24 protein-coding genes are annotated in these 26,457 nt (G+C 71.9%); 2 read left to right on the top strand and 22 right to left on the bottom strand.

The window, feature by feature from the left end; translation table 11 throughout:
• Positions 1-74: 74 nt before the first annotated feature.
• From OG338_RS28630 to OG338_RS28545, 18 genes are all read right to left on the bottom strand, one after another.
• A complete protein-coding gene (locus OG338_RS28630) occupies positions 75-1,304 on the bottom strand; it encodes a DUF2201 family putative metallopeptidase (RefSeq protein ID WP_405940118.1) in 1,230 nt (409 codons plus the stop codon).
• Positions 1,301-2,554 (bottom strand): AAA family ATPase, encoded by a 1,254-nt coding sequence (locus tag OG338_RS28625; RefSeq protein ID WP_405940117.1) that lies wholly within the window; start codon positions 2,552-2,554, stop codon positions 1,301-1,303. The genes OG338_RS28630 and OG338_RS28625 overlap by 4 nt, the downstream gene beginning before the upstream one ends.
• Before the next feature lie 56 nt (positions 2,555-2,610).
• The gene (locus OG338_RS28620) at positions 2,611-3,978 is read right to left on the bottom strand and encodes a hypothetical protein (protein WP_405940116.1); all 1,368 of its coding nucleotides are present in this window, start codon (positions 3,976-3,978) and stop codon (positions 2,611-2,613) included.
• Positions 3,979-4,074: 96 nt separating this feature from the next.
• Positions 4,075-4,527 (bottom strand): flavodoxin family protein, encoded by a 453-nt coding sequence (locus tag OG338_RS28615; RefSeq protein ID WP_405940115.1) that lies wholly within the window; start codon positions 4,525-4,527, stop codon positions 4,075-4,077.
• A 65-nt stretch (positions 4,528-4,592) separates the two neighbouring features.
• Positions 4,593-5,114 carry an NADase-type glycan-binding domain-containing protein gene (locus tag OG338_RS28610; RefSeq protein WP_405940114.1) on the bottom strand — a complete coding sequence of 174 codons (522 nt, stop codon included), beginning with the start codon at positions 5,112-5,114 and terminating at the stop codon, positions 4,593-4,595.
• Between the two features lie 629 nt (positions 5,115-5,743).
• The gene (locus OG338_RS28605) at positions 5,744-6,310 is read right to left on the bottom strand and encodes a phage tail protein (protein ID WP_405940113.1); all 567 of its coding nucleotides are present in this window, start codon (positions 6,308-6,310) and stop codon (positions 5,744-5,746) included.
• Positions 6,311-6,313: 3 nt separating this feature from the next.
• Positions 6,314-8,287 (bottom strand): putative baseplate assembly protein, encoded by a 1,974-nt coding sequence (locus tag OG338_RS28600; RefSeq protein WP_405940112.1) that lies wholly within the window; start codon positions 8,285-8,287, stop codon positions 6,314-6,316.
• Positions 8,284-8,718: a GPW/gp25 family protein gene (locus OG338_RS28595; RefSeq protein ID WP_018099785.1), complete on the bottom strand. Its 435-nt coding sequence runs from the start codon at positions 8,716-8,718 to the stop codon at positions 8,284-8,286. The genes OG338_RS28600 and OG338_RS28595 overlap by 4 nt, the downstream gene beginning before the upstream one ends.
• Positions 8,719-8,724: 6 nt before the next feature.
• On the bottom strand, positions 8,725-9,006 hold the full coding sequence (locus OG338_RS28590; protein ID WP_405940111.1) for a PAAR domain-containing protein: 282 nt from the start codon (positions 9,004-9,006) through the stop codon (positions 8,725-8,727).
• Between the two features lie 37 nt (positions 9,007-9,043).
• Positions 9,044-10,948: a VgrG-related protein gene (locus OG338_RS28585; protein WP_405940110.1), complete on the bottom strand. Its 1,905-nt coding sequence runs from the start codon at positions 10,946-10,948 to the stop codon at positions 9,044-9,046.
• Positions 10,945-11,742, bottom strand: a complete 798-nt coding sequence (locus OG338_RS28580; RefSeq protein WP_405940109.1) for a peptidase M23 — start codon at positions 11,740-11,742, stop codon at positions 10,945-10,947. Before OG338_RS28580 ends, OG338_RS28585 begins: the two co-directional genes overlap by 4 nt.
• Positions 11,743-11,747: 5 nt before the next feature.
• The gene (locus OG338_RS28575; RefSeq protein WP_018099789.1) at positions 11,748-12,185 is read right to left on the bottom strand and encodes a phage tail protein; all 438 of its coding nucleotides are present in this window, start codon (positions 12,183-12,185) and stop codon (positions 11,748-11,750) included.
• Positions 12,186-12,200: 15 nt separating this feature from the next.
• The gene (locus OG338_RS28570) at positions 12,201-13,844 is read right to left on the bottom strand and encodes a hypothetical protein (RefSeq protein ID WP_405940108.1); all 1,644 of its coding nucleotides are present in this window, start codon (positions 13,842-13,844) and stop codon (positions 12,201-12,203) included.
• Positions 13,845-13,872: 28 nt separating this feature from the next.
• Complete coding sequence (locus OG338_RS28565; protein ID WP_018099790.1) at positions 13,873-14,016, bottom strand: DUF6760 family protein; 144 nt, start codon at positions 14,014-14,016, stop codon at positions 13,873-13,875.
• Positions 14,013-14,447: a hypothetical protein gene (locus tag OG338_RS28560; RefSeq protein WP_405940107.1), complete on the bottom strand. Its 435-nt coding sequence runs from the start codon at positions 14,445-14,447 to the stop codon at positions 14,013-14,015. Before OG338_RS28560 ends, OG338_RS28565 begins: the two co-directional genes overlap by 4 nt.
• Entirely contained in the window at positions 14,447-14,890 is a 444-nt protein-coding gene (locus tag OG338_RS28555) for a phage tail protein (RefSeq protein WP_018099792.1), read from the bottom strand. The genes OG338_RS28560 and OG338_RS28555 overlap by 1 nt, the downstream gene beginning before the upstream one ends.
• Positions 14,891-14,950: 60 nt before the next feature.
• The gene (locus tag OG338_RS28550) at positions 14,951-16,489 is read right to left on the bottom strand and encodes a phage tail sheath family protein (RefSeq protein WP_405940106.1); all 1,539 of its coding nucleotides are present in this window, start codon (positions 16,487-16,489) and stop codon (positions 14,951-14,953) included.
• A 486-nt stretch (positions 16,490-16,975) separates the two neighbouring features.
• Positions 16,976-17,134 carry a hypothetical protein gene (locus OG338_RS28545; RefSeq protein WP_405940105.1) on the bottom strand — a complete coding sequence of 53 codons (159 nt, stop codon included), beginning with the start codon at positions 17,132-17,134 and terminating at the stop codon, positions 16,976-16,978.
• Between the two features lie 34 nt (positions 17,135-17,168).
• Here OG338_RS28545 and OG338_RS28540 point away from each other — a divergent pair, with 34 nt between their 5' ends.
• Together OG338_RS28540 and OG338_RS28535 are read left to right on the top strand one after the other, a co-directional pair.
• Positions 17,169-20,645, top strand: coding sequence for a hypothetical protein (locus OG338_RS28540; protein WP_405940104.1), 3,477 nt, complete (start codon positions 17,169-17,171; stop codon positions 20,643-20,645).
• A 38-nt stretch (positions 20,646-20,683) separates the two neighbouring features.
• Positions 20,684-21,355 carry a hypothetical protein gene (locus tag OG338_RS28535; protein WP_405940103.1) on the top strand — a complete coding sequence of 224 codons (672 nt, stop codon included), beginning with the start codon at positions 20,684-20,686 and terminating at the stop codon, positions 21,353-21,355.
• Positions 21,356-21,446: 91 nt separating this feature from the next.
• Here OG338_RS28535 and OG338_RS28530 read toward each other — a convergent pair whose 3' ends face one another.
• The 4 genes from OG338_RS28530 to OG338_RS28515 form a co-directional block, all read right to left on the bottom strand.
• The gene (locus tag OG338_RS28530) at positions 21,447-22,724 is read right to left on the bottom strand and encodes a cytochrome P450 (protein ID WP_405940102.1); all 1,278 of its coding nucleotides are present in this window, start codon (positions 22,722-22,724) and stop codon (positions 21,447-21,449) included.
• Positions 22,721-23,554: an alpha/beta fold hydrolase gene (locus OG338_RS28525; RefSeq protein WP_405940101.1), complete on the bottom strand. Its 834-nt coding sequence runs from the start codon at positions 23,552-23,554 to the stop codon at positions 22,721-22,723. Before OG338_RS28525 ends, OG338_RS28530 begins: the two co-directional genes overlap by 4 nt.
• 105 nt (positions 23,555-23,659) lie before the next feature.
• Positions 23,660-25,720, bottom strand: a complete 2,061-nt coding sequence (locus tag OG338_RS28520) for an ATP-binding protein (protein ID WP_405940100.1) — start codon at positions 25,718-25,720, stop codon at positions 23,660-23,662.
• Positions 25,717-26,457: a DUF4255 domain-containing protein gene (locus tag OG338_RS28515; protein WP_405940099.1), complete on the bottom strand. Its 741-nt coding sequence runs from the start codon at positions 26,455-26,457 to the stop codon at positions 25,717-25,719. Before OG338_RS28515 ends, OG338_RS28520 begins: the two co-directional genes overlap by 4 nt.

Here is a 26,457-nt window from a genome sequence, read left to right as displayed (position 1 = left end):
GTGGCGGACGGGCTGCGGGCGGGGGTGTCCGGTGTCGAACGCATGCCCCGTCACCCGGATCAACGACCCGTCGGCTAGCCGATGTTGACGACCCTCGCCCACTCGGGCGGCGAGTCCGGTACGTAGTCGGGGTCGTCCTCGTCCCAGGAGTCCCGGTCCGCCCGGTCGAAGAGGCCCACCACCGTCCGGCACGCGGGCTGCGCCGAGGGCCACGGGGTCTGGCCGTCGGTCAGGGCCACGACGACGTCGGGCCGGGGGTGCGTCCGCAGCGCCTTGGCGAAGCCCGTACGCAGATCGGTTCCGCCGCCGCCCACGAGCGGGATGCCCTCCGCGCGGCACAGCGGGTGCACGACCCGGGCGGCCGCGTCGCAGGACAGGACCGTGACCAGGTCCCGGCGGCCGCCCACGGCACGGGTGATCGCGGACACCTCAAGGAGCGCGCTGCCCAGTTCGGCGTCGCTGACCGATGCCGAGGTGTCGATGACCACGGACACCCGCGGTGGTCTGCGCCGCAGGCTCGGCAGGACCACCCCGGGCAGCCCGGCCGAGCGCCGCGAGGGACGCCCGTACGAGTAGTCGTCGCCCGCGCCGGGGCCGGAGACGGCCGACCGGACGGCGGCCCCGAGCAGTTCGCGCCATGCCTGCGGCGGGTGGAACGCCTCCTCCGCCCACCGCTTCCACGTCTTCGGCGCCTGGCCCGGGCGGCCGTTGATGCCCTGGGCGACCCGGAAGCGCACCGCGTCGCGTTCCTGCTCGCCGAGCCCGTGCGCGCCGTCGGGTCCGAGGTCCCACTCGCGGTCGAGCCCGTCGGAGCCGCTGCCGCAGTCCAGCCAGGCGAAGTCCTGTGTACGGGGCCCGAGCCGGAACAGGCGCAGATACTCCTCCATCAGCTTTCCCTCGGGCAGCCCCAGCGTCGCGGGCCGCACGGCTTCCTCGGGCGCGGCGAGCCCGTCCCCGTACACGTCGTCGTTGATCTCGCAGTCGGCCGCGATGTTCATCCGCAACCGTTCCCCGGGGCCGGTCAGTTCGTGCTGTCTCGCGAACCGGTCGCCGCGCCCGTGGTGGTCGCGCAGCAGGTGCGACACCTCGTGCACCCACACCCCGGCAAGCTCCTCCACCGGTGTGCGGTCCACGAACCACGGCGACACGTAGCACCGCCAGTGGCGGTCGACGGCCATCGTCGGAACGCGCCGCGACTCGACCACATGGAGCGCGAACAGCGCCGTCGCCAGGAACGGGCGGGCCCTGACGGCCTGCAACCGGGCCGCGAAGAGCTTGTCCCGGTCCAGCGCGCCCCCGGTCACCGGCCGCCCTTCGTCGCCACGGCGGCCCGGGCCGCCGCGTCCTCGGCGCGGCGGGACACCGACACGACGCCCGCCAGCGCCTCGATCGACGCGGGCACGTCCCACTCCTCGCGTCTGAGCGTGGCGAGGGTGGTCGCGGGGACGACGACCAGGTCCGGCGCCCCGGTCTCGGCCGCGCGCACCAGCAGCGTCCAGGCGGCGTCCCAGCGCGACCGGTCGAGGCGGTTGCGCACCGCGGCGACCACCCCGTCGAGCACCGCCTGTCGCAGGTCTCCCCGCTCCGGCAGTACGGCGGACTCCGGGTCGGCCAGGAGGGTTTCCGGGTCCGGGAGGTCCATCCGGTCGATGGATGCCAGGAGTTCGAGCCCCGGCCCGTCCCCGACCGTGCCCCGGACGAGCAGCGAGAGCACATCGCGGGAGACTCCGGCGGCGGTGGCGAAGGCGGTCAGGGTGAGGGTCATGTCCCAGCTCCGGGGCGACGGCCAGGGTCCGCCCCTGCGGGTCTCGCCGCTGGGCAGCCGGTGGACGAGCGCGGGGCGGGCCGCGAGGAGTCCGCACACCGCGCGTCGGGCGAACTCGACGGCCTCGCCGAGGCGTTCGGGCCGGAGCCGGGGCAGGGTCGCCCGGGGCCAGGTCCCGCCGAGACCGCGTACGACGACGTCCTGGTCGTGGGTCCACCGGAGGTGGACGAACCGGTTGGCCAGCGGCGGGCTCAGCTCCCAGCCGTCGGCCGCCGACGAACGCGGGTTGGCGGCGGCCACGATCCGTACGCCGGGCGGCAGTCGCAGCGCGCCGACCCGCCGTTCGAGTACGAGGCGGAGGAGGGCGGCCTGCACGGCGGGCGGGGCCGTGGACAGTTCGTCCAGGAAGAGCAGTCCGTGCCCGGCCCGGACCAGCCGCACGGCCCAGTCCGGCGGCGCCATGGGGACGCCCTGTTCCGCCGGGTCGTCCCCGACGACGGGCAGCCCGGAGAAGTCGGACGGCTCGTGCACGCTGACGATGACCGTGGTGAGGGGCAGCCCGAGGTCGTCGGCGAGCTGGGTGAGGGCGGCGGTCTTGCCGATGCCCGGCTCGCCCCACAGAAGAACGGGCAGGTCGGCGGCGACGGCCAGCGTCAGCGCCTCCAGCTGGGTGTCGGGGCGCGCCTCGGTCGTCGTGTCACGCAGCAGGGCGGTCAGCGCCCCGGCGATGTCGAGCTGCGAGGCGGTGGGCGGGGCGGTGGGCGGGGCGGAAAGAGTGCTTACGGGCATGTGTCATCACCTTGTGAGTCGTGGTGGGCGGGTACGGGGTGCGGGCGGCGCACCCGTCAGCGCGATCCCGCCCGGCGCGGGCGTGTGCGGTGTGCGGGGGCGGGCGGGGGCACGGGGTGGCAGACCCCGGGGCCGGGTTCGACGAGGTCGGCCCGGTACAGCCCGTAGGTGATCCGGCGGAGTGCCGCCGTCTCCAGTTCGTCGCGCAGCGGGCCGTCCCGGAGCTGCGCGCCGGGGCCGAGGAGACCTTCGACGACGGCGAGGGCCCCGGCGATGTCGCCGTGGTCGAGCCGTTCCCGTACCCCGGTGAGGCAGTCCGGGCGGCGGTGGGCCTCATCGATGGCCCTGAGACAGGGCAGCGGGGTCCCGGTCAGGGCGACCAGCAGTTCCTCGCGCCGGACCTCGGCCGGGTCGTGGTCCAGGGCGGACAGCACCCCGTCGGCCAGGCCGATCCGGTGCGGGGTGCCCCGGCAGTCCACGATGCGCGGATGGCCCGCGTCCGCCGGGGCCGGGGTCGGACCGGCCGGTGCGTGCCCGGGGGCGAGCGCGGCCGCGACGAGGGGGTGCAGCCGGTCGGCCCCGATCGCGCCGGAGCGCAGGAGTTCGAGGTCGGGCAGCGCCCAGGTGGCCGCGTCGGGCAGCACCAGCGGGGTACGGGCCGGGGCGTCCGCGAGCCGCAGGGCGGGCGGCCCGTTCCCGTCCACGTCCAGGAGGAGCCGGTGCCGGCCGCCCAGTCGCACGGTGACGGGGCCCGAGGCGCGGCCCTCGGCGTCGAGCAGCAGCGCGGCCTCCGCCGCCCAGCGGCCGACGGCACAGCGGCGCCCCGGCGGCAGCCGGCCGAGGAGGTCCGCGTCCGCCCCATCCGTGCCTCCGGAACGTATCCGCAGGTCAGCGGCGCTGCGCGCATCCCATAGATGGCGGTGCAGGTCGAGCCGGAACCGCCGGCTGGGATGCGGGTGCGGATGCAGGCGTACGGTCCCGGGGCCGGTGCCGTCCCACAGGCCGAGGCTGATCCGCTGCCCGGCGTCCGCCCACGCCGGGGGCGTCCTGGCCACCAGGTGCACGGGGGCCGGGGCGCGCGCGGTTCCGGGACGCGGCTCGGAGTCGTACCGCGCGAGCGCGATCGTCAGCCCGGGGCGCAGCAGGCCGCGCGGGGCGATCCTCGGCATGTGCCAGCGCAGCAGGTCGGGTGCCAGGTGGCGCAGGTCGGCGCGTACGCGGGCGGCGAGTTCCCGCCCGTACGTGCGGGCCGGCGACCGGGGCGTGAAGTCGACGTCGACACCGGCGGCGGCACACGCGCCGGCCCAGTCGCCGTTACGACGCCGGGCGGTGGCTGTTTCGATCATGGAGGGCGGCACGGCGAACTCGCGCACGCGCAGCCAGAAGGACAGGAAGGGATCCTCGTCGGGCCGGTGAGTGGTCATCAGCACTCACCTTGCGCGGACGGGGCCCCCATTCTTTGGAGAGAAGGAGTCTTCATCGCGGCACAGCGTAGCGTCGGGTCGCCGGCCGCGCACCCCTTATTCGGTCAGGCCGGCCGCCAGCGTGGCCCCCAGCGCCCAGCACGCCTCGGTGTCCGCCCGGGCGGGCTCGCCCGTCACCTTCACGGCCTCTGCCGCCCGGCGCCAGCCGAGGCCGGTGGTGATCGTCTCGATGCCGCGCACGGCGCCCGTGACGTCGTTGCCGCCGTGCACGTAGTAGCCGAAGGGGCGGCCCCGCGTCGTGTCGAGGCACGGGTAGTAGATCTGGTCGAAGAAGTGCTTGAGCGCCCCGGACATGTAGCCGAGGTTCGCCGGGGTGCCGAGGAGCAGCCCGTCCGCTTCGAGTACGTCGGACGCCGTCGCGGCGAGCGCGGCGCGCCGTACGACGCGTACGCCCTCGATCTCGTCCGTCGTCGCGCCGGAGACGACGGCCTCGAAGAGGGCCTGGCAGTTCGGCGAGGGCGTGTGATGCACGATCAGGAGAGTGGGCACAGCACCGAACCCTGCCGTCCCCGTCCCCCCGTCGCAAGCCGGGCCGCGCGTGGTGCGCGGCCCGGTCAGGACCGGTGGCCGAAGAACTCGACCTCGGCGACCGCCACCCGGCGGCCCTTGCCGGTGCCGTACGCGGAGTCGACCGTCAGCCGGATGCGGAGGGTCCGCGACCCCCGTACGTCGAACGTCTGCTGGCCGGCCTGGTCGGCGAGCCGGATCGTCTTCGTGCTCCTGGTGCCGTCCTCCGCGGTCAGTTCGGCGATGAGCCTGGCCGGCCGGGCCTGCGTCAGATACTCGTCCGTCCGCGTCGACGTGCCGGAGAACACCACCATCTTCCGCAGCCGGACCGGCGCGTCGAACGTGCACTCCAGGAACTCCCCCGCCCCGGCGCCGGTGGCCTTCGGCGCCCAGTACCGGTTGTTGAACCCGTCCACGGCGGCAGCCGCGCCATGCCCGGGAGCCGCGCTGGACGCGTGACACGCGGCGGGCGGCATCGACTCCGGCGCGCCCGTCTCCTCCTTGGCCAGCCCCAGCAGCCCGGACAGGTGCGGCAGCGCGAACCACCCCCCTGCCAGGACGACCAGCAACGCGATCGGGACCCCGAGCCGCGGCCCCCGCTTGCGGCGTCGCGGACGTGCCCCGGCCTCATGCCCCCTCGCCGGCCCCCGCCGGAAGAGACGACGCCACCAGGGCGGACGCACGGCGGGCGGCGCCCCGGGGTCGAGCAGCAGCGCGCACCGGACGCACAGGGTGCGATCGGGGGCGTTCTCCGTGCCGCAGCCGGGGCACCGGACCGGCGCGGCGGCCCGGACGGGCGCGTCGGGCGGCGGCCCGGACGCCGACGCGTCCGGCGTCCATGCGGCGGGACCGGGCGGCGCCTCCGGCCGATCGCCGGGGCGGCGGGGGGCGGCGGCGGGTGTACGGGGTGACGGGTCCGGGGCCTGGGGCGCGGGGGTTGAGGGTGTCGGGGTCGGTGGTGCAGAAGCCGGGGTTACGGGGGACGAAGGCCCCGGAACCGAAGGTACGGGTGCCGGAGGTGCGGGAACCGGAGGTGCGGGAGGTGCAACGCCTCGGACCGGCTCGTCCGGCGCCGGCGGACCGGGATACGCAGGCGCGCCCGGCGCGGGCTCGTCCCCCTCCCCCCACGCCAGAAACGCCTCGCACGACACGCAGAATTCGCGCCCCGGTTCGTTCCTCGTCCCGCACGACTCGCAGATCACCGCGTCGCACCCCCCGCGCCCCCGTCCGGGGGCAGGATCTCCAGTGTGAAGCCCACGTGGGCCGGCACCTCCGTGCCGATGAGGTCTTCCAGCCGGGCCCGGTCGACGGGCCGGCCGTGCCCCTCCCGGACCCGGATCGTCACCCAGGGGCGCGGCGCGCCCGGGAGCGTGGTGCCGGGGCCGGTGGACCAGGCGGTGCCGCCGCTCTCCGTGATCTCGGGGTCCGCGCCGGTCGCCAGGCGCACCGCCTCGGCGAGGCCGCCGGCCGTACCGCGCCGGGCGTGCCGGGCCACCGCGCCGCGTACCGTCTCACGGCGCCGCTCGACGGGTCCGCTCTCGGGGGACTCCGCCGCCACCCACTGCGCCAGCCAGGCGAGGAAGTCGTCGGGGGCGCTGCGCGGGTCCAGGTGGGCGGGGAGGTTGTCGATGGTGAGCAGGACGGGGGCGAGGACGTCGTCCAGGGCGGTGAGGAAGCGGCGGAGGAAGTCCTGTTCCAGGTAGACGGCGGGGAGTTGGTCGATGAGGGGGTGCGGGGTGGGGAGCCCGGGGACGCCGGTGCGCATGGGTCAGGCTCCCCTCACGCGGAGCTGGTGCTCGTAGCTGAAGACCAGCGCGTGCCGGTCGAGCGGGATCCTGGTGGTGGCGTCGGTGCGCTCACCGGTCACCGGGTCGGCGCGGTAGAGGCGTACGTCCTCCACCAGGTCCACGCCCGGCACTCGCTGGAGCACGGCGAACGCCTCGCCGGACTGGACCGGGCGCCCGAACGGCCAGCCCTGGCCGGCCGGCCCGCCGGTCAGGGCGTTGAAGTACCCGTACAGCGCGGCCAGTGCCGCGTCCCGGACCCGGTCTCGGTCCGCGCCGGGCTCGGCCTGGACCGAGGCGACGACGGTGACGCCCTGGTAGAACGGCGGTTCCACGACCAGGCGGGCGCCGATCGGGCGGCGCTCGTCCAGGTGCCCGGCGATGAGGCGCAGGGTCTGGGCGGGCGGGATCAGCTCGTCGAACTCGATGCGGCCCTGTTCGTCACTGCGCCCGGCCGGTACGACGAGGAGCCGGACGCCCTGCGCGGTGGCGTCGCTCGTATCGTCGTCGGCCCCGGCCCTGATGCAGTGGACGCGGGCGGCGTCGGGGGCGACCTCGCGGGCGAGGAGTTCGTAGTCGTGCGGGACGACGGCGCGGTGCAGGGTGCGCAGGGTCATCGGGCCGCGCACCCGGGCGCTGTCGACGCTCTCCCCGTCGACCCCGCCGAGCGCGGGCCTGCGGTTCTCCACGCGGGCCACGTACGGGATCGCGCTGCGGAGGATCTTCAGGGTGGACCGGGCGACGTTGCCGCGCAGCCCGCCGCCGGTGCGGTACGAGCGCACGCGGACGGTGGCGCCCTTGGCGGGGACGGCCCCGTAGTAGCGGATGGAGCCGTCCCGTTCGCGTACGGCGGGGCCGAACTCGACGCGGCCGGAGTTGGGGTCGAGGGTGATGTGCCGGTCCTCGGGGCCGGAGTGCGCGAAGTCGTCCACCCTGGTCCAGTGGGTGTACTCCGGCTCGGGGCCGCTCGCCGGGTCCGCGACCTCGACCACGAAGTCCCCCGGCACGACGGGCGACCGGGCCAGCGTGAACGCCTGGCCCGGCACGCCCTCGGCCGCGCCGAGCACCTCGTCGGTGAGGGTCTCGGCGTGTTCGGCGGCGACGGTGGCGCCGATGGTGAAGGCGGTGACCGACCGGACCACGGGCGGCGCCAGGTAGGTCGGGCGGCCGGGCTCGGCCTCGATGAGCCGGCAGCGCAGCCAGCCGCCGGTGCGCCGGGCGACGGCGGCCGGGGTATGGGTCCTCGGCAGGTGGAGGATGAGTTCGCCGGAGCGGTTGAAGCCGCCGGTGTCGTCCTTCTCGACCTCGCAGGCCGCCCAGCTGGTGCCGTCCCATGCCTCCCAGACCAGGGGTGGGCGCAGCGGGTCCACACCGACACCCTCCACACGGCAGTCGAGCCGCAGGACGACGACCCCGGCGGGCACGGCGGCCGACAGGCCCACGTAGAGGCAGTCGCCGGGGGCGGGCGTCGCGCCGAAGCAGGCCACGTCGCGACCGATGGCGAGCTGTTCGGTGCGGTCGGCCACCTCACCGGCGGCCGGCCAGGTCGCGAGGTGGGCGAACGAGCAGGGGACGACGGTCAGTTCGGACGAGGTCGTGAAGACGACCGCCTCCTCCGTCTCCGTACGGACGGTCGCCACCTCGGTCCCGGCGCGCACCACGACGGGGTCGGGGCGGGGCGCGGACAGCCGGAACGTCACCTCGGTGCGTGCGGCCGTCGGCGGGTGGAGCCGTACGCCGATCAGGTCGAGGAAGGTGAGGTAGCTCTTCTCCGGCACCCGGTTCACCCGGTAGACGAGCTGGTCGACCATCGTCGCGAACGCCTCGATGAGCGTGACGCCCGGGTCCGACACATTGTGGTCGGTCCATTCCGGGCAGCGCTGCTGGACCAGGCGTTTGGCCTCGTCCACCAGGCCCTGGAAGCGGCGGTCGTCCAGATGGGGACTGGGCAGCGTCACGCGCCGGCCTCCTCGTCGTCGGGGTTCGTCTCCGGTCCGTGCTGGGGGATCACGTAGAACGGGAAGACGAGGTTGCGCGGGTCGTTGGAGCCGCGCACGGTGTAGCCGATGTCGATGTAGAGCACCCCGCTGTCCGCCGCGTCGAACCGGACGGTGACGTCGGCGACCTCGATGCGCGGCTCCCAGCGTTCCAGGGCGAGGCGCACCTCGTACGCGAGCTGCCCGGCCGTTCCGGCGTCGGCGGGGGCGAACACGTAGTCGTTGACGGCGCAGCCGAATTCGGGCCGCATCGGGCGCTCGCCGGGCGAGGTCGCGAGGATCAGCCGGATGGACTCCTCCAGTTCGCGTTCGCCCCGCACCAGTGCGATGGACCCGGTGGCGTCCGTACGCGGCGGGAAGGCCCAGCCGGCCCCGATGAACTGTTCTCCCATGTCCGTTCAGCCTCCGATCAGCACCGTGGCGCAGCCCGTGAGGATCGGCGCCCCGCAGCCGCTCAGGTCTCCGACGCGGGCGGCCGGTCTGCCGCCGATGAACACGCTCCGGCTGCCCGGGGGCGCGATCGGGGACGGCGGGTGGCCGAGCGGCGAGGCGCACTGGTGGAGGGTGCCGACCGTGGCCGCCGGCCTGCCGCCGATCAGCACCGAGACCACCCCGGGCGGCCCGACCGTGCCGGGGTGACCCGTGAGGTCGCCGACCCGGGCGGCTGCTGCTGACGGCATACGGTGCGCTCCTGTTCGCCGCGAATCTGGTGATACGTCAGTTGAGCTGGATCATCGGTGCGTTGACGGAGACCGAGCCGCCGCTCTTCAGGTCCGTGCGGCGGCTGCCGTCGACCGTGACCTGGCCGCCGTGCACCTCCACCGCGCCGTCCGTGGAGAGGGCGAGCTTGCCGTTGCCGCCGTTCAGGGCGACTCCGTTGCGGGAGGTGAGGGTGACGCTCTCGCCGGTGAGGGTGAGTTCCCCGCGTCCGGCGTCCAGGGACACTCCCTTGGCGGCCGTGACGGAGACCTGTTCCCTGGCCTCGATGGTGACGCTGCCGTCGCTGTTGATGACGACGGCGGTGCCCCGGCGGTCCAGGTCGATGGTGAGTTTCCCGTCGCCGGTGCGCAGCCGTACACCTTGCGGACCGTTGGCGGCGTCCAGCAGTTCGAGCTGGTTGCCGCTCTTGGAGGCGAAGGCTCGGCGGTTGACGGCGCCGGTGGTGGGGTCGACCAGGTCGCCACCGCCCGCGTCGGAGGCGCCGGGGGTGCCTGGGGTGCCGGACGCACCTGAGGTCCCCCCGCCGGGCCGGTCCTTGCCGTTGTACAGCCCGGCCAGTACGTACGGCCGGTCCAGGTGCCCCTGCTCGAAGCCGACCAGCACCTCGTCGCCGACCTCCGGGATGAACGCCTCGCCGCCGCCCGTCCCGCCGGACTGCGCGGTGCGCGCCCAGTCGCTCGCGTACTTCTCCGACAGCCACGGGAAGCGCACCTTCACCCGGCCCGAGCCCTCCGGGTCCTGGGTGTCCGTGACCGTCCCGCTGACCAGGCCGGCCCAGCGCGGACCGCCCCCGGATGCGCCGGACGCCCCGGTGAGTCCGAACAGCGAGCGCTCCTGCTGTCCGGACACGGTGATCCAGGTCTCGTACCCGCGTACGGCGTCGAAGACGTGGCGCGAGGAGGTGACGGTGTAGCGGCCCTCGAAGGGCGCGCCGACCGCGTTGAGGGCGACCGCGCTGCCCGCCGTGACCTCGGGGTTGCCCCTGATGACCGCTTCCAGCTCCGCGAAGGAGCCCGCGATGCGCTCGGCCAGCGCCTTCGCCGCCTGGTCCACCTGTGCCTGGGTGCCGTAGGCGGCGTCGGTGACGACGAACCGGGCCTCGCCGAAGGGGGCGGTGACGTCGGCCGCCGTGACGCCGAGGTCCAGCGTGGCCGACTTTCCGGCGGGCGACCGGCCGACCAGTGGTTCCTTGGCGCCGATGTCCCAGCCGCGCACCTCGACCTCGGAGACCTGTTCGGCGGCCGAGACTCCGGCGCGGCAGCGCAGCAGGTTGCTGCCGAGTTCGAGGACGAGCGGGTCCCGGTCGGCGCGTGCGGAGCTGTCCGGTGCCCCGCTCGCCTCGGCGGGCCGGGTGATGTGCAGCTGCCCGTCGCGTACGTATGCCTGGGCGCCCGCCTCCTCGGCGAGGCCGCGTACGAACTCCCAGTCGGTGACGTTGGGCTGGGCGATGTGCTCGATGACCGGTCCGGCGATGTCCACGGTGCCTGATTTGAGTCCGGCGCGCTGGGCGACCTGGCCGCAGATGTCGGAGAGGGTCATGTTCTGGTAGCTGGCGACGCGGCGGCCCCGCAGCAGCCGGTGCGAGGCGTCGAGGCCCCGGACCACGGTGAAGGTGCCGGTTTCGTCCAGCTCGATCTCCAGGGCGGTGACCGCGCCTTCGAGGAGCGGTTCCGGGGTGGTTCCGCCGCCGGACCGGGCGAGGAGCCGGGCCTCGCTGCCGATCTTCAGGCCGGTCTGTTCGAGCAGGACGCGGTCCGGGTCGCGGAACCGGAGCAGGAAGAGGTCGGGGAGCGTACGGCTGTCGTCCACATAGCCCTCGACCAGGGTGTTGAGGAACCTCGCGGGCAGCGGGCGGCCGTCGAACTCCACCACCAGCGCGCTGGCCACCCCGGGCCGGGTCATCGGCCCACCCCCCGGCGGCCTTTGTCGTCCAGCCGGCTCAGCTCGTCCGGCGCGGGCAGCAGCAGCTGGGTGCCCGGGGCGAGCCTGATCGGGTCGTCGATGCCGTTGGCCTCGGCGATGATCCGCCAGGCGCCCGCGTCGCCGTACTCCCGATGGGCCAGCGACGGCAGCGAGTCCCCCGACGCGACCCGGTGCACCCGCCGGGCCGCCAGCGCCCCGGAGGTCGGGTTCTGGCCGGGCGTCTCCCCGCTGATCTCCTCCATCGTCACCTGGCACACGGCCCGGATCGGCACGCCCGACGTGGTGAACAGCGTGTATTTGGCGGCGACCTGGCTGACGTAACCGGGGAATCCGGTCAGTCCGCCCCAGTGGAACACCACCCAGGGCGGCGAGGAACGCTGCTGCTGTCTGGTCTCGTTCGTCGGTACGCAGCACGCGAACAGCTGCTCCACCGCCGTCACGACCCGGGTGTCCTGGGTGTCGCCCGCGTCGAAGAACATCTCGACGGTCAGCTTGCTGGGCTGTGAACCCTGGTATTCCGGCGGCCCGGAGCTCTTCGCGCCCTTGGCCGGGGTGCGCTTCCAGGAGGCCGCCTTCGTCAGGCTCAGCTCCTTGGGGTTGAACTGGAAGTCGATCCGCCCGCACGGTCCGCCGGGGGTCAGCCCGCCCCCGGTGGGCGGGGTGCGCAGCTCCAGGTAGGCGTGTTCCAGCTTGGGCCTGGCGGAGCCGCCCTTCGCGGCGGACGCCACCCCGGACGTGCCGGCCGCGCTGAAGGCGATGGGTCCCGCGCTCACGCCGCTCAGCCCTCCATCACATAGCCGTGGTGGGCGATCTCGATCGTCTCCATCGCCACCTTGGGCGACTCCGGGGTGAACGACGGCCCGGTCCAGCGCACCGGCACGACTTCGAGCAGTCCCCACTGGGCGACCTTGCGGCCGTCGCCGGTCCGCGCCTCGATGTGCGCGGTCTTGCGGCTGAACCCGGTCGTCATGGTGGCGAACCAGCGCGCCACCTTCTCCGTCTCCCGGGTGAGCGGCCGCGACAGCTTCACGTTGGAATACTTCAGCCGGGTCGGCAGCTGCCACACATGCCCGTTGTTGCCGCCCTCCTCGCGGGTCTCCAGGACGACTTCACAGCCCAGCCCGTCACAGGTGTTGAACGACCCGAGCTCGATGTCATCGATCGTCACGACGAAGCAGACGCTGACTGCGGGGTCGTCGTCCGGGGCGTTGGCCATGCGCGTGCCTCTCGATCAGTGACGGGTGTTGATGAGGGAGCCGGAACGCTCGCGTTCGAGTCGCAGGTCGGCCTTCAGCAGCCTGCTGAGGGGCGTGTAGAGCGCCCGGACCAGCTCGTCGGTGACGGGTGGCGTCTGCGGGGTCCCGTCGGGGCTCGTGGAGGTGGCCGTCGCCGCCGGCTGTTCCGGAGCCGGCGGCTCGGGTTCGGGTTCGGGTCCGGGCTCCGGATCGGGTTCCGGCAGGGGCGGCGGCGGGGGTTCCTCGGCGGTCTCCGAGTCCCGCTGCACGACCGGCCGCGAGGTGCCGTCGCGGGGTGCGGACGGGAAGACGACGCTCCCGTCCGCCATGCGCTGTGCCACCCCGGCCGCGACGGCGGCCGCCCCGGCGGTCCGTACGGAGGCGGGGACGCGGGGCCCCCGGCCGGGCGCCGCCTCCGGCCGGGCGGGTGGCGGTGGCGGTGGCGTCTGCCGCTGTACGGGGGTGACGGCACGCTGCGACGGTGCCGCCGGGGCGCCCATCGCGGGCCCCTCGTCGGGGCCGGTCCAGCGGACGGCCACGGCGGGCGGCGGGTCCGAGGGCGGGGGGACGAACGGTGAGGGGCCGGATGCGCTGCCGCCGGCCCCCGCGCTCTCCGCCGCACGCTGAACGGCCGGGATGTCGCCAGGGGCATCGGCCGTACGGAGGGACAGGGGCCGGTCCCCGAGCAGGGGCGCGGTGGGGCGGTCAGGGGGTGCGGGGGTGGTGCGCTGCACCGGGGCGGCGGGCGCTTGACGGTCCGCCGTCACGTCGGGCGCGCTGCCCTCCGGCCGGCGTGGGATGTCGCCCAGGAGCGGGGCGTCGCCCAGGAGCGGTGCCACGGCCTCCGCCCCTGCGGGCACGTCCGGGGCGGCGGTCTCGCCGGGGCGGCCGGGCACCGGGCCGGCGGCGGCGACTCGGTCCGGGACGCTGTCGCGCTGCACCTGGGGCGGCGGGGGCTCCGAGGGCCGGACCGCCTTGCGCTGGGCCGTGGGCGGCAGGCCGGGAAGCGGTGCTCCGAGACCGCCCGCACGCCGGGACGGAGGCGGAGGCGGGGGCGGCTGCACCGGCGCGCCAGTGGGCGTGCGCTGTACGGGCGGGGTGTCCGGCGCCGGCGCGTCGGCCTCGACGGCATCCGCGTGAGGCTGCGGGCCAACCGGCTCGGTGTGCCGGTCCGGGGGTACGAGGGGCTGCTCGCCGACGAGTTGGCGCACCGGCGCACCGGCGAGCGCCGGGGCCGGTCCGGCGGAGGTGAGGTTCGGCAGGCCATGCCCGTACATCCGCTGAACGGCGACGGGGCCGCGTCGCGTACCGGGACGCATCGGCATCCCGACGGTCCGCTGGACCGGCGGGGGCGGGTTTCCCGGCGCGGCGTCGACCACACCGCGTACCAGCCCGGCGGGCGCCTCGGGACTCACCAGGTGACCCAACGGCGCACCCAGTAACGTGTCCTGACGTGTAGTCAATCCAGCCTCAAAGCCCGCCGGGTTGATCAGCAGATCCTGGTCCGTGACGGACCGCTGGACGGGCTCCAGCCGGCTCACGTCGACCCGGTCGCCCCGGTCCTCCCGCGCATCGCCCGGCCCCCGCACGGGCACGGCATCGGCGGAACGGCCGCCGCGCAGCCAGGACATCAGCCCCATGGTTCCTCGTCCTCCTCCGTGCTCCTGGCTACTGCCCGTTGAGGCGGGCGACCTGTGCGACGAACTTCAGGCGTTCCGGGTGTTCCAGGTCCAGCAGGTCGTCCAGCGGCCAGTGGAAGTGGTAGGCGAGGTACGCGACCTCCTCGTAGAGCAGGTCGGCCGCGTACGTCACGATTCCCCCAGGCGACCGCCGGCGAGATCCACCGCGAACTCCTCGTCGCAGGACGGACAGGTGACGGCCGCGCGGGTGTGCCCCTCGGCGTTGATCCGGCGGTAGAAGTCCTGGAGGAACGCGAGATCGGACGCGAACAGGTCCTCGATGACGCCCGGGTGGATGTCCTCGACCGTCCCGATCCGGGTCACCACCCGGGAGATCAGCACGACCGAGAGGTACGCGGAGTTCTCCCGGACCCGGTCGTCGCGCAGGGGGACCAGCTCGTCGCGTGCGGTCGCCAGCCGCATCACCCCGCTGCGGTGCACGGTGCCCGACTCGTCCACGTAACCGCGCGGCAGCTCGAAGCCGAACTCGGTCCGCAACGGTTCGGACCGGCCCTTGCCCGAGTCCCGTTCCGGAGGCGCCTGGAACTGGACCGTACGCCGCATCAGTCGAGCTCCATGCTCTCGTACGTGATCGCCAGCTTCTCCGTGAGCACCGAGGTGTCCCCCGCCTTGAGGGTGCCGATCTCCAGCGACTTGGGCCAGGCGTTGATGAGCTTGTACCGCTTGATCGGCAGCCCCTCGTAGTCGTACACGATGACCGCGCCGTTGCGGCGGGCGTTCGTCATGCGGCCGAAGCGGGAGTCCTTGATCCAGCGCTCGAAGCTGTTGTCCTCGGTCAGGCCGCGTGTGACGGTGACCTCGCCGGCCTTGGGGCGGCCGGGCAGCTTCTTGATGGCGTATTTGCCGTCGGCGGTGTTCTGCTTCAGCTCGATGACGTCCTGCTCCATCTTCAGACCACTCACCTCGGTGATCTGTTTGATGACGACGCTGTCGAATTCGAGACCGAAGGAGTGCCCGACGGAACTGTCGAGATCGGGAAGAGGCACCACAGGCTCCTTACGCCAGATTCGGGAACGGGCCGGTCACTGAAGGGCGGTGCGCACCGGTCATTCGTCCACGCCCCCGGTCCCGCCGGTCAGCTGGGAGAGCCGGAACACGACGAACTCGGCCGGTTTGACGGGCGCGACACCGATCTCGCACACGACCTGTCCCGCGTCGACGCTTTCCGGCGGGTTCGTCTCCCGGTCGCATTTGACGTAGAACGCCTCGTCCGGGGTGAGGCCGAAGAGCGAGCCCTTGCGCCATTCGTTCACCAGGAACGCGGAGACCGTGCGCCGGATACGGGCCCACAGCGCGTCGTCGTTCGGCTCGAAGACGACCCACTGAGTACCGGCGAGGATCGACTCCTCCAGATAGTTGAAGAGCCGCCGCACGTTCAGATAGCGCCAGGCCGGGTCGGAGGCCAGGGTGCGGGCGCCCCAGACCCGGATGCCGCGTCCGGGGAAGGAGCGGATGCAGTTCAGCCCGATCGGGTTCAGCAGGTCGTGCTCGCCCTTGGTCAGCTGCGTCTGCAACGCCACCGCCCCGCGTACGACTTCGTTGGCCGGGGCCTTGTGCACCCCGCGCGAATCGTCGTTACGGGCCCAGATCCCGGCGATGTGACCGCTCGGCGGTACGAGGGTCGCGCGGCCGGACGCCGGGTCGGCGACGCTGATCCACGGGTAGTAGAGCGTGGCGTACTTCGAGTCGAAGTTCGCCCGGTCGGTGCGCCAGGCCCGGATCTGCTGCGGCGTCAGACCGGGTGGTGGGTCCAGGATGGCGATCCGGTCGCCCATCAACTCGCAGTGTCCGATGAGCGCTTGCTGTACGGCGACGACCGATTCCAGGTCGAGCAGCCCGCGTTCGTACGCTCCCATGAGGTCGGGTACGGCGATCATCGTGACGTCGTCCACGGCTTCGAGGCCGCCCAGGCCGGTGCGGCGGTCGGCGTCGCCGACGTACACCTCGGGGGCGAGCGCGCCGGCGCTTCCGGCGGGCGGGGCGGCAGGGGCGAGGGTCACCGACTGGGGTGCGGGCCGGGCGGGGGCGGCGCCGCGCCCCGACTCCCGTATCTCGATCAGCTCCGACTTGGCGTTGACCCGGGTGGCGACGTTCTCCTTGCTCCGCTTGGTCGTCACGGACGGATACGTCTCCGCGACCTGGCCGTCGCGCTTCACGATCAGCTGGAACACGTCGGACGGCGGGTCGTCGCCCTCGGCCTCCGCGACCTCCACGCTGATCTCACCGGCCACGCCCGGCCTCGGCTTGACGGCGTACGGCCCGACCTGGACCTCGGAGCCGGCCGCGAGTTCGCCCTCCGCTCCCCCGGCCACGGTGTCCGAGCCGTCGCCGATGCGGACGACGTAGCAGATGCCGCCGCCGTTGGCGAAGAAGCCGTACACGCTGGAGGCGAGGTACGTACCGTCCACGAAGTCGCCGAAGGTGCTGACGAACTGGCTCCAGTTCGTGATCAGCGTCGGCTCGTCGAAGGGGCCGCGCTGGGCGAACCCGACGAAGGCGGCGACCGACGTGCCCACCCCTTCGATCGGCCGGGAACCGGACTCGACCTCTTCGACGTAGACGCCCGGGGACAGGTACGACGGCATATGGGCCTCTCCTTGACGTGCTCCTCGACGTGCTTCCCACCCCGTCGCATGACCGCTGCCCGACCGGGGAACACCGGCGATTCTCGCCACTTCGGCGATCACCGGGAACGGATGGTCGGCCGCCCCGGCGTGCACCGGGGGCTGCCCGATGAGGCAAACGGGCCGCGCCGCGCGCACCGCACGGGCCTGCCCCTGCCCCGTCCCACCGGGGCTCCCCCCGCCCCCGGGGCGCCCGGCAGCCTGGCTAGCCACCGTGTGCGGGCGGAACTGTGGTGGCGGGAGGGGACGGATGAAGGCGGTTCCCGGAAAGGCGCCCGCCGCCCCGGCCGCCGGGTCCCGCGACGGCTCCGCTCGTACGGAAGCGGCCTCCGCTCGTGCGGAGGAGGCTCCGGCCCCCACGCCTGCCCCCGCCCCCGACCGCCGCGGTCTCCAGCGGCTGCAACGGGCGGCCGGCAACGCGGCCGTCTCGCGTCTGGTCGCCCAGCGCTACACGGCCCCCGTCAAGCCGTCCCCCGCCCAGGCGCCGGGCTTCCGGGGCGTCAGGGCGGACATCGCGGCGAAGAAGCGGCGGCTGGCCCAGCACCGGCCGGCCGCGACGGAGTCGAAGGCGTCGCAGGACGCGGCCGTCGCGCCTCCGGACGACAAGGAGGCGCAGGGCAAGGCGGCCAACGCGGAGAAGATGAACGCCGCGAAGCCGGGCGAGTTCGACAAGAAGGCGTTCATCGACGCGGTGAACAAGGCGATCGACGCGCAGGCGCCGAAGAACCTCGACGACGCCGACAAGTTCTCCAAGTCCGGCAAGGCGGAGCGGGTCAAGGCGGCGGTCGACGGCAAGGTCTCGGACGGCAAGGAGGCGTCGGCCAAGGACATCGACACCGCGACGAAGGCCCCGCCGGACGCCTCGGCCGCGAAGGACAAGCCCGTCACCCCGCTCACCCCGGACCAGCCGCCCGGCAACCCCGGGGCGCCGTCCGCGGCGGCCGCGATCCCCGGGAAGCAGCCGGCGTCGGTCACGGACTTCTCCGAGGGGCCCGCGCAGAACGACAAGGCGATGGCGGACGCGGAGGTCACCGAGGACCAGCTCGCCAAGGGCAACGAGCCGGAGTTCAACGAGGCGCTGAGCGCGAAGAAGACCGCCGAGGCGGACTCCGCGAAGGCCCCGGCGAAGGGCAGGTCGGCCGAGAACCGGCAGCTGTCCGCCGCGAAGGCGGGCGCCGCGGCCTCGGGCGCCGCCGCGATGAACACGCTGACCGCGACGCGTACGCGGGCCGGACAGAAGGTGGACGGCGGCAAGGGCGAGACCAAGTCGAAGGACGAGAAGAAGCGCGCCGAGGTCACGGCGAAGCTCCAGAAGGTCTACGACGGCACGAAGAAGGACGTCGAGGCGACGCTGTCCGGCCTGGACAAGAAGGTCGACGCGGCGTTCACCTCCGGGGAGAAGGCGGCCCGGGACGCGTTCACGGCGGACCACAAGCGCCGGATGAAGAAGTACAAGGACAAGCGGTACTCCGGCTGGACCGGCAAGGCCCGCTGGGTGAAGGACAAGTTCGCGGGCCTGCCCGAGGAGGCGAACAGCCTCTACCAGGAGGCCCGCAAGCTGTACGTGTCCCGGATGCGGACGGTGATCTCGTCGGTCGCCGACATCATCGGCACCGAGCTGGGCAAGGCGAAGGCCCGGATCGCGAAGGGGCGGGGCGAGCTGAAGGCGGCGGTCGACAAGCTCCCCGCCGACCTGCGGCAGTTCGGCGAGGAGGCGGCGAAGGACTTCGCGGGCAAGTTCGACGATCTGGAAGCGTCGGTCAACGAGAAGTCGGAGCAGCTGGTCCAGGACCTGGCCCAGAAGTACACGGCGGCGCTCAACAAGGTCGATGAGGAGATCAAGAAGCTCCAGGAGGCCAACAAGGGGCTGATCGACAAGGCGAAGGACGCCATCGTCGGCGCGATCAAGACCATCAACGAACTGAAGAACCTCCTCCTCGGCATCCTCGCCAAGGCCGCCGGCGCGATGATGAAGATCATCAAGGACCCGATCGGTTTCCTGGGCAACCTGGTGTCGGCCGTCGGCGCGGGCCTGAACCTCTTCCTGACGAACATCGCCGACCACCTGAAGACCGGGGTCGTGTCGTGGCTGCTGGGCACGGCGGTGAAGGCGGGCCTCGAACTCCCCCAGAAGTTCGACATGAAGGGCATCATCCAGCTCATCGGCTCGCTCCTGGGCCTGACCTGGGCCAACATCCGCGCCCGCGTCACCCGCAAGGGCGTCCCCGACCAGGCCATGACCGCCGTCGAGTCCTCGGTCCCGGTCGCCCAGAACATCGCCCGCGAGGGCCCGGCCGGCGCGGTCAAGGAGATCCAGGAAGAGGCCGGCGACCTCAAATCCACAATCCTGGAAAAGCTGACGACCTACCTGATCCCCACAGTCATCATCGCCGGCATCACCTGGATACTCTCCCTCCTGAACCCCGCCTCCGCATTCGTCCGCGCAGTCAAAGGCATCATCGACATCGTCACCTTCGTGGTGAACCAGGGCGCCCAGATAGTGGAGTTCGTCAACTCGGTCCTGGACGCGGTAGTGGCAATAGCCAACGGCGGCAAGGCCGGCGTCCCGAAGATGGTCGAAACCGCCCTGGCCGCAAGCGTGCCCCTGCTCATCGGTTTCCTGGCTTCCCTCCTGGGAATCGGCAGCCTGGCCGCGAAGGTGAAGTCCGTCTTCCACGCGGTGTCGCGCCCGGTGAACCGAGCGATCGACAAGATCGTGAACTTCATCGCCAAGAAGGGCAAGGCCCTGTGGAACAAGATCAAGGGAAAGAAGGGAAGGGGTAAGGATAACAAGAAGGGTGGAGAGGATGGAAAGAACCTTCCTTCTTCGTACCCGATCCCGAAGAAGAATTTCGAATCTCTCGACAAGGAGAGTCACAAGGTTCTTTTCAACGGAAGGAACGCGGACGCCGGACTGGTCGTCCACAGCTCACCTCAGGATATTACGAAGTACATGGACGATTGGCAGACCGAACTGAACACCGCAGGGGCCGGCGCCGACAGTACGTCACAAACCGCTCTCGACCGCGTCAAGCAGAAGGAAAAAGAAGTAAGGGATCTCAATAAGGCGTTTGTCGCGCTACCCGGGCAATCACGAGCCAAGCAGTCCGCATACGAAGACCTACTGAAAGCTCTTTCCGCACTGGCCGCCCTCTTGGCCCACAGGCCGGGCGCCACACCCCCGCTTCCCCCTCCCGTGCTGCCGCCGTTCGAAAATGGAGTTCTCGCCCGACCGTTCAAGGCCAGATACATCGACAAGGACATCAAGCACGGCAGCGAAGCAGGAACATACAATGGAGCGACCTTGACGGGATGGAGCGTAGCCGAAACCTACAACACGTCCGCCGACAATAACGCATGGGTGAAGATGCACCTGCTTCCCGCATTTCTGGGAGGTGACGCAACCGACTCCAACCTGGTTCCCGCGCGAGGCTTTGTCAATAATCCACTCTTCCTGTGGGCCATAGAGAACCCGGCCATGAAGTCGCTCAACAAGGGAGCAACAAGCCCTTCACTTGAGCGCATGGTGTGGTACGACGTGAACGTCGACTACTATCCGAACCACCCCGGCTTCCCCAGATCACTGGCAGTCAGATGGGGAGGTTACGAGTACACCGGCGGGACTTGGACCGAACGCGCACCCCGCCCGGGCAACGGTGTCAGTTCGTTCTCGGACACTCAGGATCCCCCCGCACCCCTGAACCAGGACGTGCTGCGCATCAACATGTCAGGGGTCAAGTTCACCGTGTACAGGTCCCTCGGCATCGCCGATGCGGACGCCGAGGCGATCAAGAAGTACGTGAAAAGCCGGCCGTTGATCGACCTCAGCGACGCCATCGCAAAGTTCCCTCACCTCACGGCACAACTGACCAACGCTCAAACGGTTCAGCGACTGAGGTTCGAACCGGCACCACACCACGTGCTCCGGATCAACGTGCCGACAGCGAAGTACGCCGTCTTCACTTCCTTGGGGATCACGAGGCCGGACGCAAAAGCCATACGAAATCTAGTGAAAACAACTCCACTAGCCGACCTGGCTGACGCGATCAAGAAGTTTCCGCACCTCACAACGCAACTCAATGATGCCGACGCCACGCAGCGGCTCAGGTTCGATTGACATTCTCTTCCCTCGTAGGCCACAGATCGAAGGACGTCATGGAAACAGAGTTCGAATCAAGGCTACGCAAGACGGTTGAGCAGGTTCAAGCATGCACATCCATTCAGACGGAAAAATACGATCGCGGCCCCATAGCCATTTACATGAAACGCCCCGAGGACGCGTTCAACATCATGCGCGTGGTCCAGGAAACGTCACCTTCCGATGACTTGAAAAGGAATTTTCACCGCTACTCCAACCTCTTCTTCTCCTGGCGGGCGCGTGAACCGTTCGATAAAATCGCAGGAGAGTTCCACATCATCCACATGGCCGAGGCTGTCGTCCGCGGTCCGCAACCGTCACCCTTCGATCCCGCCTCGGAAGCGGGAAAACTCATCGAGGATCTGAGGGTCTTCGAAACACATCCCGTAGGGGGAACGGGAACGTACTCGGCACTCCGGTTCACAGAAAATAAGAACTCCCCGGAGGTCTGGTACTGCGATCTTCGGCAGGGGGCCACTCTGCTCGACATCAGTTACAGCAGCTACTTGGACAACATGCTGCTCACGAGAGGTCTCTACGATTGGCAATATCTCTTCGCCACCCCGGATCCGGAAAACTATGGAATGCGTGCGTCAATGCCGTACCTGCGTGAAGGACTAAATTTTCTCGACCAGGAATTCACCGACGACTTTTCCAGTCTGCGTGACAGGCTTGCCGAACGTGGATGAGCGTGGCCATCGTCACCGCGCCCCCCGTGTCCGCCGCCGTCACCGCTATCGAGCGGATGTTGCAATGGCTTCTCCGCGCGTCTCGGGTCCTTCAGACGTCCGTCACCCGCACCGGCAGCGACTTCAGTCCGTTGATGAAGTTCGACAGCAGGCGGCCCGGTGGGGCTGCGGGTGTGAGGGTGGTCGGTGGCAGGAATTGGGTCAGTTCCTCGTACAGTACGCGCAGTTGCAGGCGGGCGAAGTGGGCGCCCAGGCATACGTGGGGGCCGTCGCCGAAGGAGACGTGGGGGTTCGGGGAGCGGGTCAGGTCCAGGGTGAAGGGGTCGGGGAAGGCTCGTTCGTCGTGGTTGGCGGAGGCGTGGAAGACGACCACCTTGTCGCCGGCGCGGATGCGCGTGCCCGACAGGGTCGTGTCCTGGGTGGCCGTGCGCCGGAAGGTGAGCACCGGCGGGTGGCGGCGGAGGAGTTCGTCCACGGCGGTCGCCATGCCCACCTCGTTGTCGTACAGCCTGCGGTACTCCTCCTGGTGCGTGGCCAGGAGATGGATTCCGCCCGGAGCCGCGCTGCGTACCGTGTCGTTTCCCGCGACGACCAGCAGGAAGAAGAACATCTCCAGTTCCGGCGCCGTCAGTTCGGAGTCCGTGGCCAGCGCCGTCATCACGTCGTCGGCGGGGTGCCGGCGCTTGTGGGCCGCCAGGGTGTGCGCGTAGTCGAACATGTCGCGCAGGGCCGCCGGAGAGCGCGGGTTGACCGGTGCGCTGTCGCGGCCCGGTCGCGGTGGGCCCGCTTCGTCCGGGTCCTGGTAGCCGATGACGCGGCGCGTCCAGTGGAGGAGCAGCCCGCGGTCCGATTCCGGGATGCCCAGCAGGTCCGTCAGATTGAGCAGCGCGTAGTCGTCGGTGACCTCGCTGACGAGGTCGCAGGTGCCGTCACCGTCCCGTGCCCCGGCCACCGCACGGCTCAGCAGCGCATGGGCGCGTTCACGGGCGACGGTCTCGAACCGGCTGATGCGCCTCGGAGTGAAGGCGCGGCTCACCAGGACGCGCAGCCGCCGGTGGTGCGGGGGGTCCTGATTCAGCATCATGCGACGGATGAACGGCAGGTCTTCCGGGTCGGGGTCGCGGATCTGGGTGGCCCCGAGGTACGAGGAGTACGCCGAGGAGTCCCGCAGGACCCGGACCACGTCCGCGTGCCGGGTGACCGCCCAGAAGCCGGGGCCCGCCGGCCAGCCCAGCACCTCGTACTCCTCCTGCCACGCGACCGGCCGGTGGTCGCGGAGCAGCCGGTAGCGGTCGTGGGGCACTCCGCGCGCGTACTGCCGGGGGTCGAACACATCGGGAACGGCCCCCGGCCGGACGGGCTCGCTCACACCGTTCCCCCGCCGTCACGCGTGTCCGCCCGCAGGAAGTCCTCCACCACCCGGATCAGGTCGAGCGGCGCCTCGTCCATCGCGTAATGGCCGCAGGAAGCCAGCTCGACGAGTTCGCCGCGCGGGAACCAGCGCATCCAGGTCGCCCGCTGCACCTCGGCGGAGAGCGCCGGATCGAGCGCCCCCACGACCGCCAGGGCCTCGACCGGCGACCCGTCGATCCGGTCGTGGAACGTTTCGCCCGCCCAGGAGTCCAGCCAGGCCCGGAACGCCCGCTCGTCGCTGCACCGGAGGGAGCGCCGGACCATGCGGTCCAGCCAGGCCGCCGGGCGCCGGCCTCCGGTGGTGAGGTCCAGGATCATCCGCCGGTTCTCCGGGCTCGCCGCCGCGCCGGAGAACAGCTCCCACTGCTCGGGCGACAACGGCAGCCCGGACGCGGGTACCGGCGAGATGCCGACCAGCCTGCGCACCCGGTGCGGCGCGGCGGCCAGCGTCCGCTGGATGACGGAGCCGCCCATCGAGTGGCCGATCAGCGAGAAGCGCTCCCAGCCCAGCCGGTCGGCCAGCGCGAGCACGTCCGCGGCGCCCTCGGCCGTCGTGTACGCACCGGCCACGTCCTTGGCCGCGCCGTATCCCCGCAGGTCCGCCACCGCATACTGGAACGAGCCGGAGTCCAGGTCCCGCACCACCGGGTCGTACGCCGAACGGTCGGCGAACCAGCCGTGCACCGCGATCACCTTGTGCGGGCCCTCGCCGTACAGCGTGTGAGGCAGAACTCCGTCGGGCAGAACAGACAATGCGGTCACACCGGCTCCCGTCGCCACAGGCATCGTTCCAGCCGGTCATCGGCAGCCCGGCTCCGACCACGGTGGCTCCCCGGCCCGTTCCGCGCAAGGGTGACACCGGTGTCCGCCCCCTCTCCTCGGGTCGGGAGATCAGGTGGTCAGCAGGTCCAGATACGGCCCGAACTCCGAGGCCAGCGTCAGCCTGCCCAGTTTCTGGTACTCCCGCTGGACCGCGTGGATCAGCGTCGCCATCGTCACCGTGCCGCCCGTGTCCGCCGCCAGGTACGCCGCCGTCACCGCGATCGAGCGGATGTTGCCGCCCGCCAGCTCGAAGTTCTCGGCGCAGAAGGGGAGGTCCAGGTCGGCGGCTCGGGGGAGCATCGGGCCCAGGCAGCGGTTCCAGAGCACCAGGCGTTGGGGGGCGTCCGGGACCGGGAAGTCGATGACCAGGTCCAGCCGGCGGGTGAAGGCGTCGTCCAGGTTGGCACGGAGGTTGGTGGCGAGGATGGCCAGGCCGTCGAAGGACTCCATACGCTGGAGGAGGTAGGCGCTCTCCACGTTCGCGTAGCGGTCGTGCGCGTCCTTCACATCCGAGCGCTTCCCGAAAATCGCGTCCGCCTCGTCGAAGAGCAGGACCCCGTTGACCCCCGCCGCCTCCGTGAAGATGCGTTCCAGGTTCTTCTCGGTCTCGCCCACGTACTTGTCGATCACCGTCGCCAGGTCGACCGTGTAGAGGTCGAGACCGAGGTCGGCCGCGATCACCTCGGCCGACATGGTCTTGCCCGTGCCGGAGTCCCCCGCGAAGAGCGCCGAGACTCCGCGCCCCCGGCCGCCGCCCGGCCGCATCGCCCACTCCCCCAGCACCCGGTCGCGGTGCCGGGCGCGGGCGGTCAGTTCGCGGAGCTGGGCGTGGGCGTCGGGTGGGAGGACCAGGTCGTCCCAGGTCACCGCGGGTTCGATACGGCGGGCCAGGCGGTCGAGACCGGCCGCGTTCTGGGCGCGGGCCCCCTGGCGCACGTGGTCCGGGGTGAGGGTGCCGCCGTCGAGCCGGGCCGTCTGGGCGGCGCTCAGGGCCGCGCCCCCGACCTGCTCCGGCGTCAGGAGGAAGGGGGCGAGGAGGCGGTCCGGGTCGACGCCGGCCGGTACCGCGCCCGACCCCGTACGCCGGTACGCCTCGCTCCACAGCGCCCCGCGCGCCGACGGCTCCACCCTCGGGGCGTGTACCAGCAGCGGCGGCACCGTGGACCAGGAGGCGTCCCACGGCACCCGGCCCACCATCACCGCCGGTACCGGGGTGGCCGTCAGGAGGCGTAACAGATGAGGGTGCTCGCGGGACACCGCGTCCAGTGGCGCGCAGACCAGGCCCGCCCCGGTCAGCCGTGCCTCGCGGACCAGGGCGCGTACGGCGTCGGCGGGGGCCGGGTCCGCCGCCAGGCGGGCAAGGTCCACGCCGAGGACGTTCCGGCCCGCCCGCTCCAGCGCCGACGCGGCCAGGGCCGTGCCCGCGCCGCCCTGGTCCTCACTGAGGTAGACCAGCGGGACGCCGCCGGCCAGGACCCGGGCCAGGGCCGCCGGGTCGCCGACGCCCTCGACCGCCGCCGAGGGCGCCGTAAGGTCCGCGAGGCGCGCATCCCTCGTGTCGTCGCCGAGCAGATGCGCCGTGACCCGGTCCGGCACGCGCAGCGCCCGGCTGAGGAAGGGGCGGTCCAGGTCCTCGGCCAGCAGCAGCCCGGCGTCCCGGAGCGGGGCTGCCGCCGCCAGCCGGCCGCGTGCGACGGCGTCGGCCGGGGACACCCCGCACAGGCCGAGGGCCAGGCCGATGGACGGGCGCCGGCGGGTCACATCGTCGTTGAGGTACCCGTAGAACGCCTCGAAGCGGTCGTCCAGGTCGGGTACGAGGGCGATGAGCAGGATCTCGGTGTCGAGCGGGGTCAGCCCGAAGTGCGTTTCGAGAGCGGTGAGCCGGGAAGGGCCGGCGGCGTCCTCCTCTTCCACCCCCACCGGGTCCGGAAACCCCCGCGCCCCCTCCTCGTTCAGCAGCCGCGCGATGTTCTCGTCCGTCAGATACAGGCCCCGGAAGGCGTCCTCGGGGTCCGGGTCCGTGTGCTGCCTGGCCTCCACCGCGCGGCGGACGCGTTGCTCGACGGCGGCCGCCCGGGCGAGGAGGTGACGCAGGTTCAGGTCGTCGTCGGGGTGGCCCGGGGACGTCATGCGGTGGGGTCCTCCGTCGTCGGATCGGTGGCCGCGCGTTTCTCCGTGATCCGCACCCCCGGACCGCGCCGCGCGGCGGAGGCCGCGGGTTCCTCCCGTACCGGACGGCCGGGACGGCTTCCGTACACCGGCAGACCGCCCCGTACCGGTCCGGGCGCGGCCGGCAGGTCGCCGAACCGTGCGTGCAGGCCCTCGTCGCCGACCGGCGGTCCCGCCGGGTAGGTCGGCGAGGCCGTCACGGGCACGCTCACCACCAGGTCGAGGGACGGCTTCAGTTCGCCGCCGAGCGCGCTCCACACATCGGCGAAGGAGCGGTCCTCCGGCGGGGGCAGGGCGATCGACATCGGGACGGCGGCCCCGATCCCGGCGAGGGTTCCGGCGAGCCGTTCGGGGGGCAGCGCCTCGTACGCGAGGAGGCAGGCGAGAAGCGAGGAGAGCAGCCGGTGTTCGTCCTCCGGGCGCTTGGTCCAGGCAGTGATCAGGTACGAGAGCTTGAAGTAGCGCGGCGGGCGGCGGCGCGCCACGATGGTGCCGCGTTCGTCGTACTCGTTGTGCAGGCCGCGCTCGCGCCGCCGCATGTCCTCGCGGATGTCGTACAGGTAGAGGTTGACCATGGGGGCGTTGACCTTGGCGGCCCACTCCCGGGTGGGGGCGTCGAAGACGACCGTGATCTGGCCGCCGCCGAGCACCTCCGCCCGGATCAGGGACCGGAGTACGTCGTCCACCTCGTGGATCAC

The organism is Streptomyces sp. NBC_00726 (assembly GCF_045161735.1).
In the GTDB taxonomy this organism is placed as follows: Bacteria; Actinomycetota; Actinomycetes; order Streptomycetales; family Streptomycetaceae; genus Streptomyces.
Note: the sequence above shows the minus strand (reverse complement) of the source record. Positions and strands in the feature narration are given on the sequence as shown.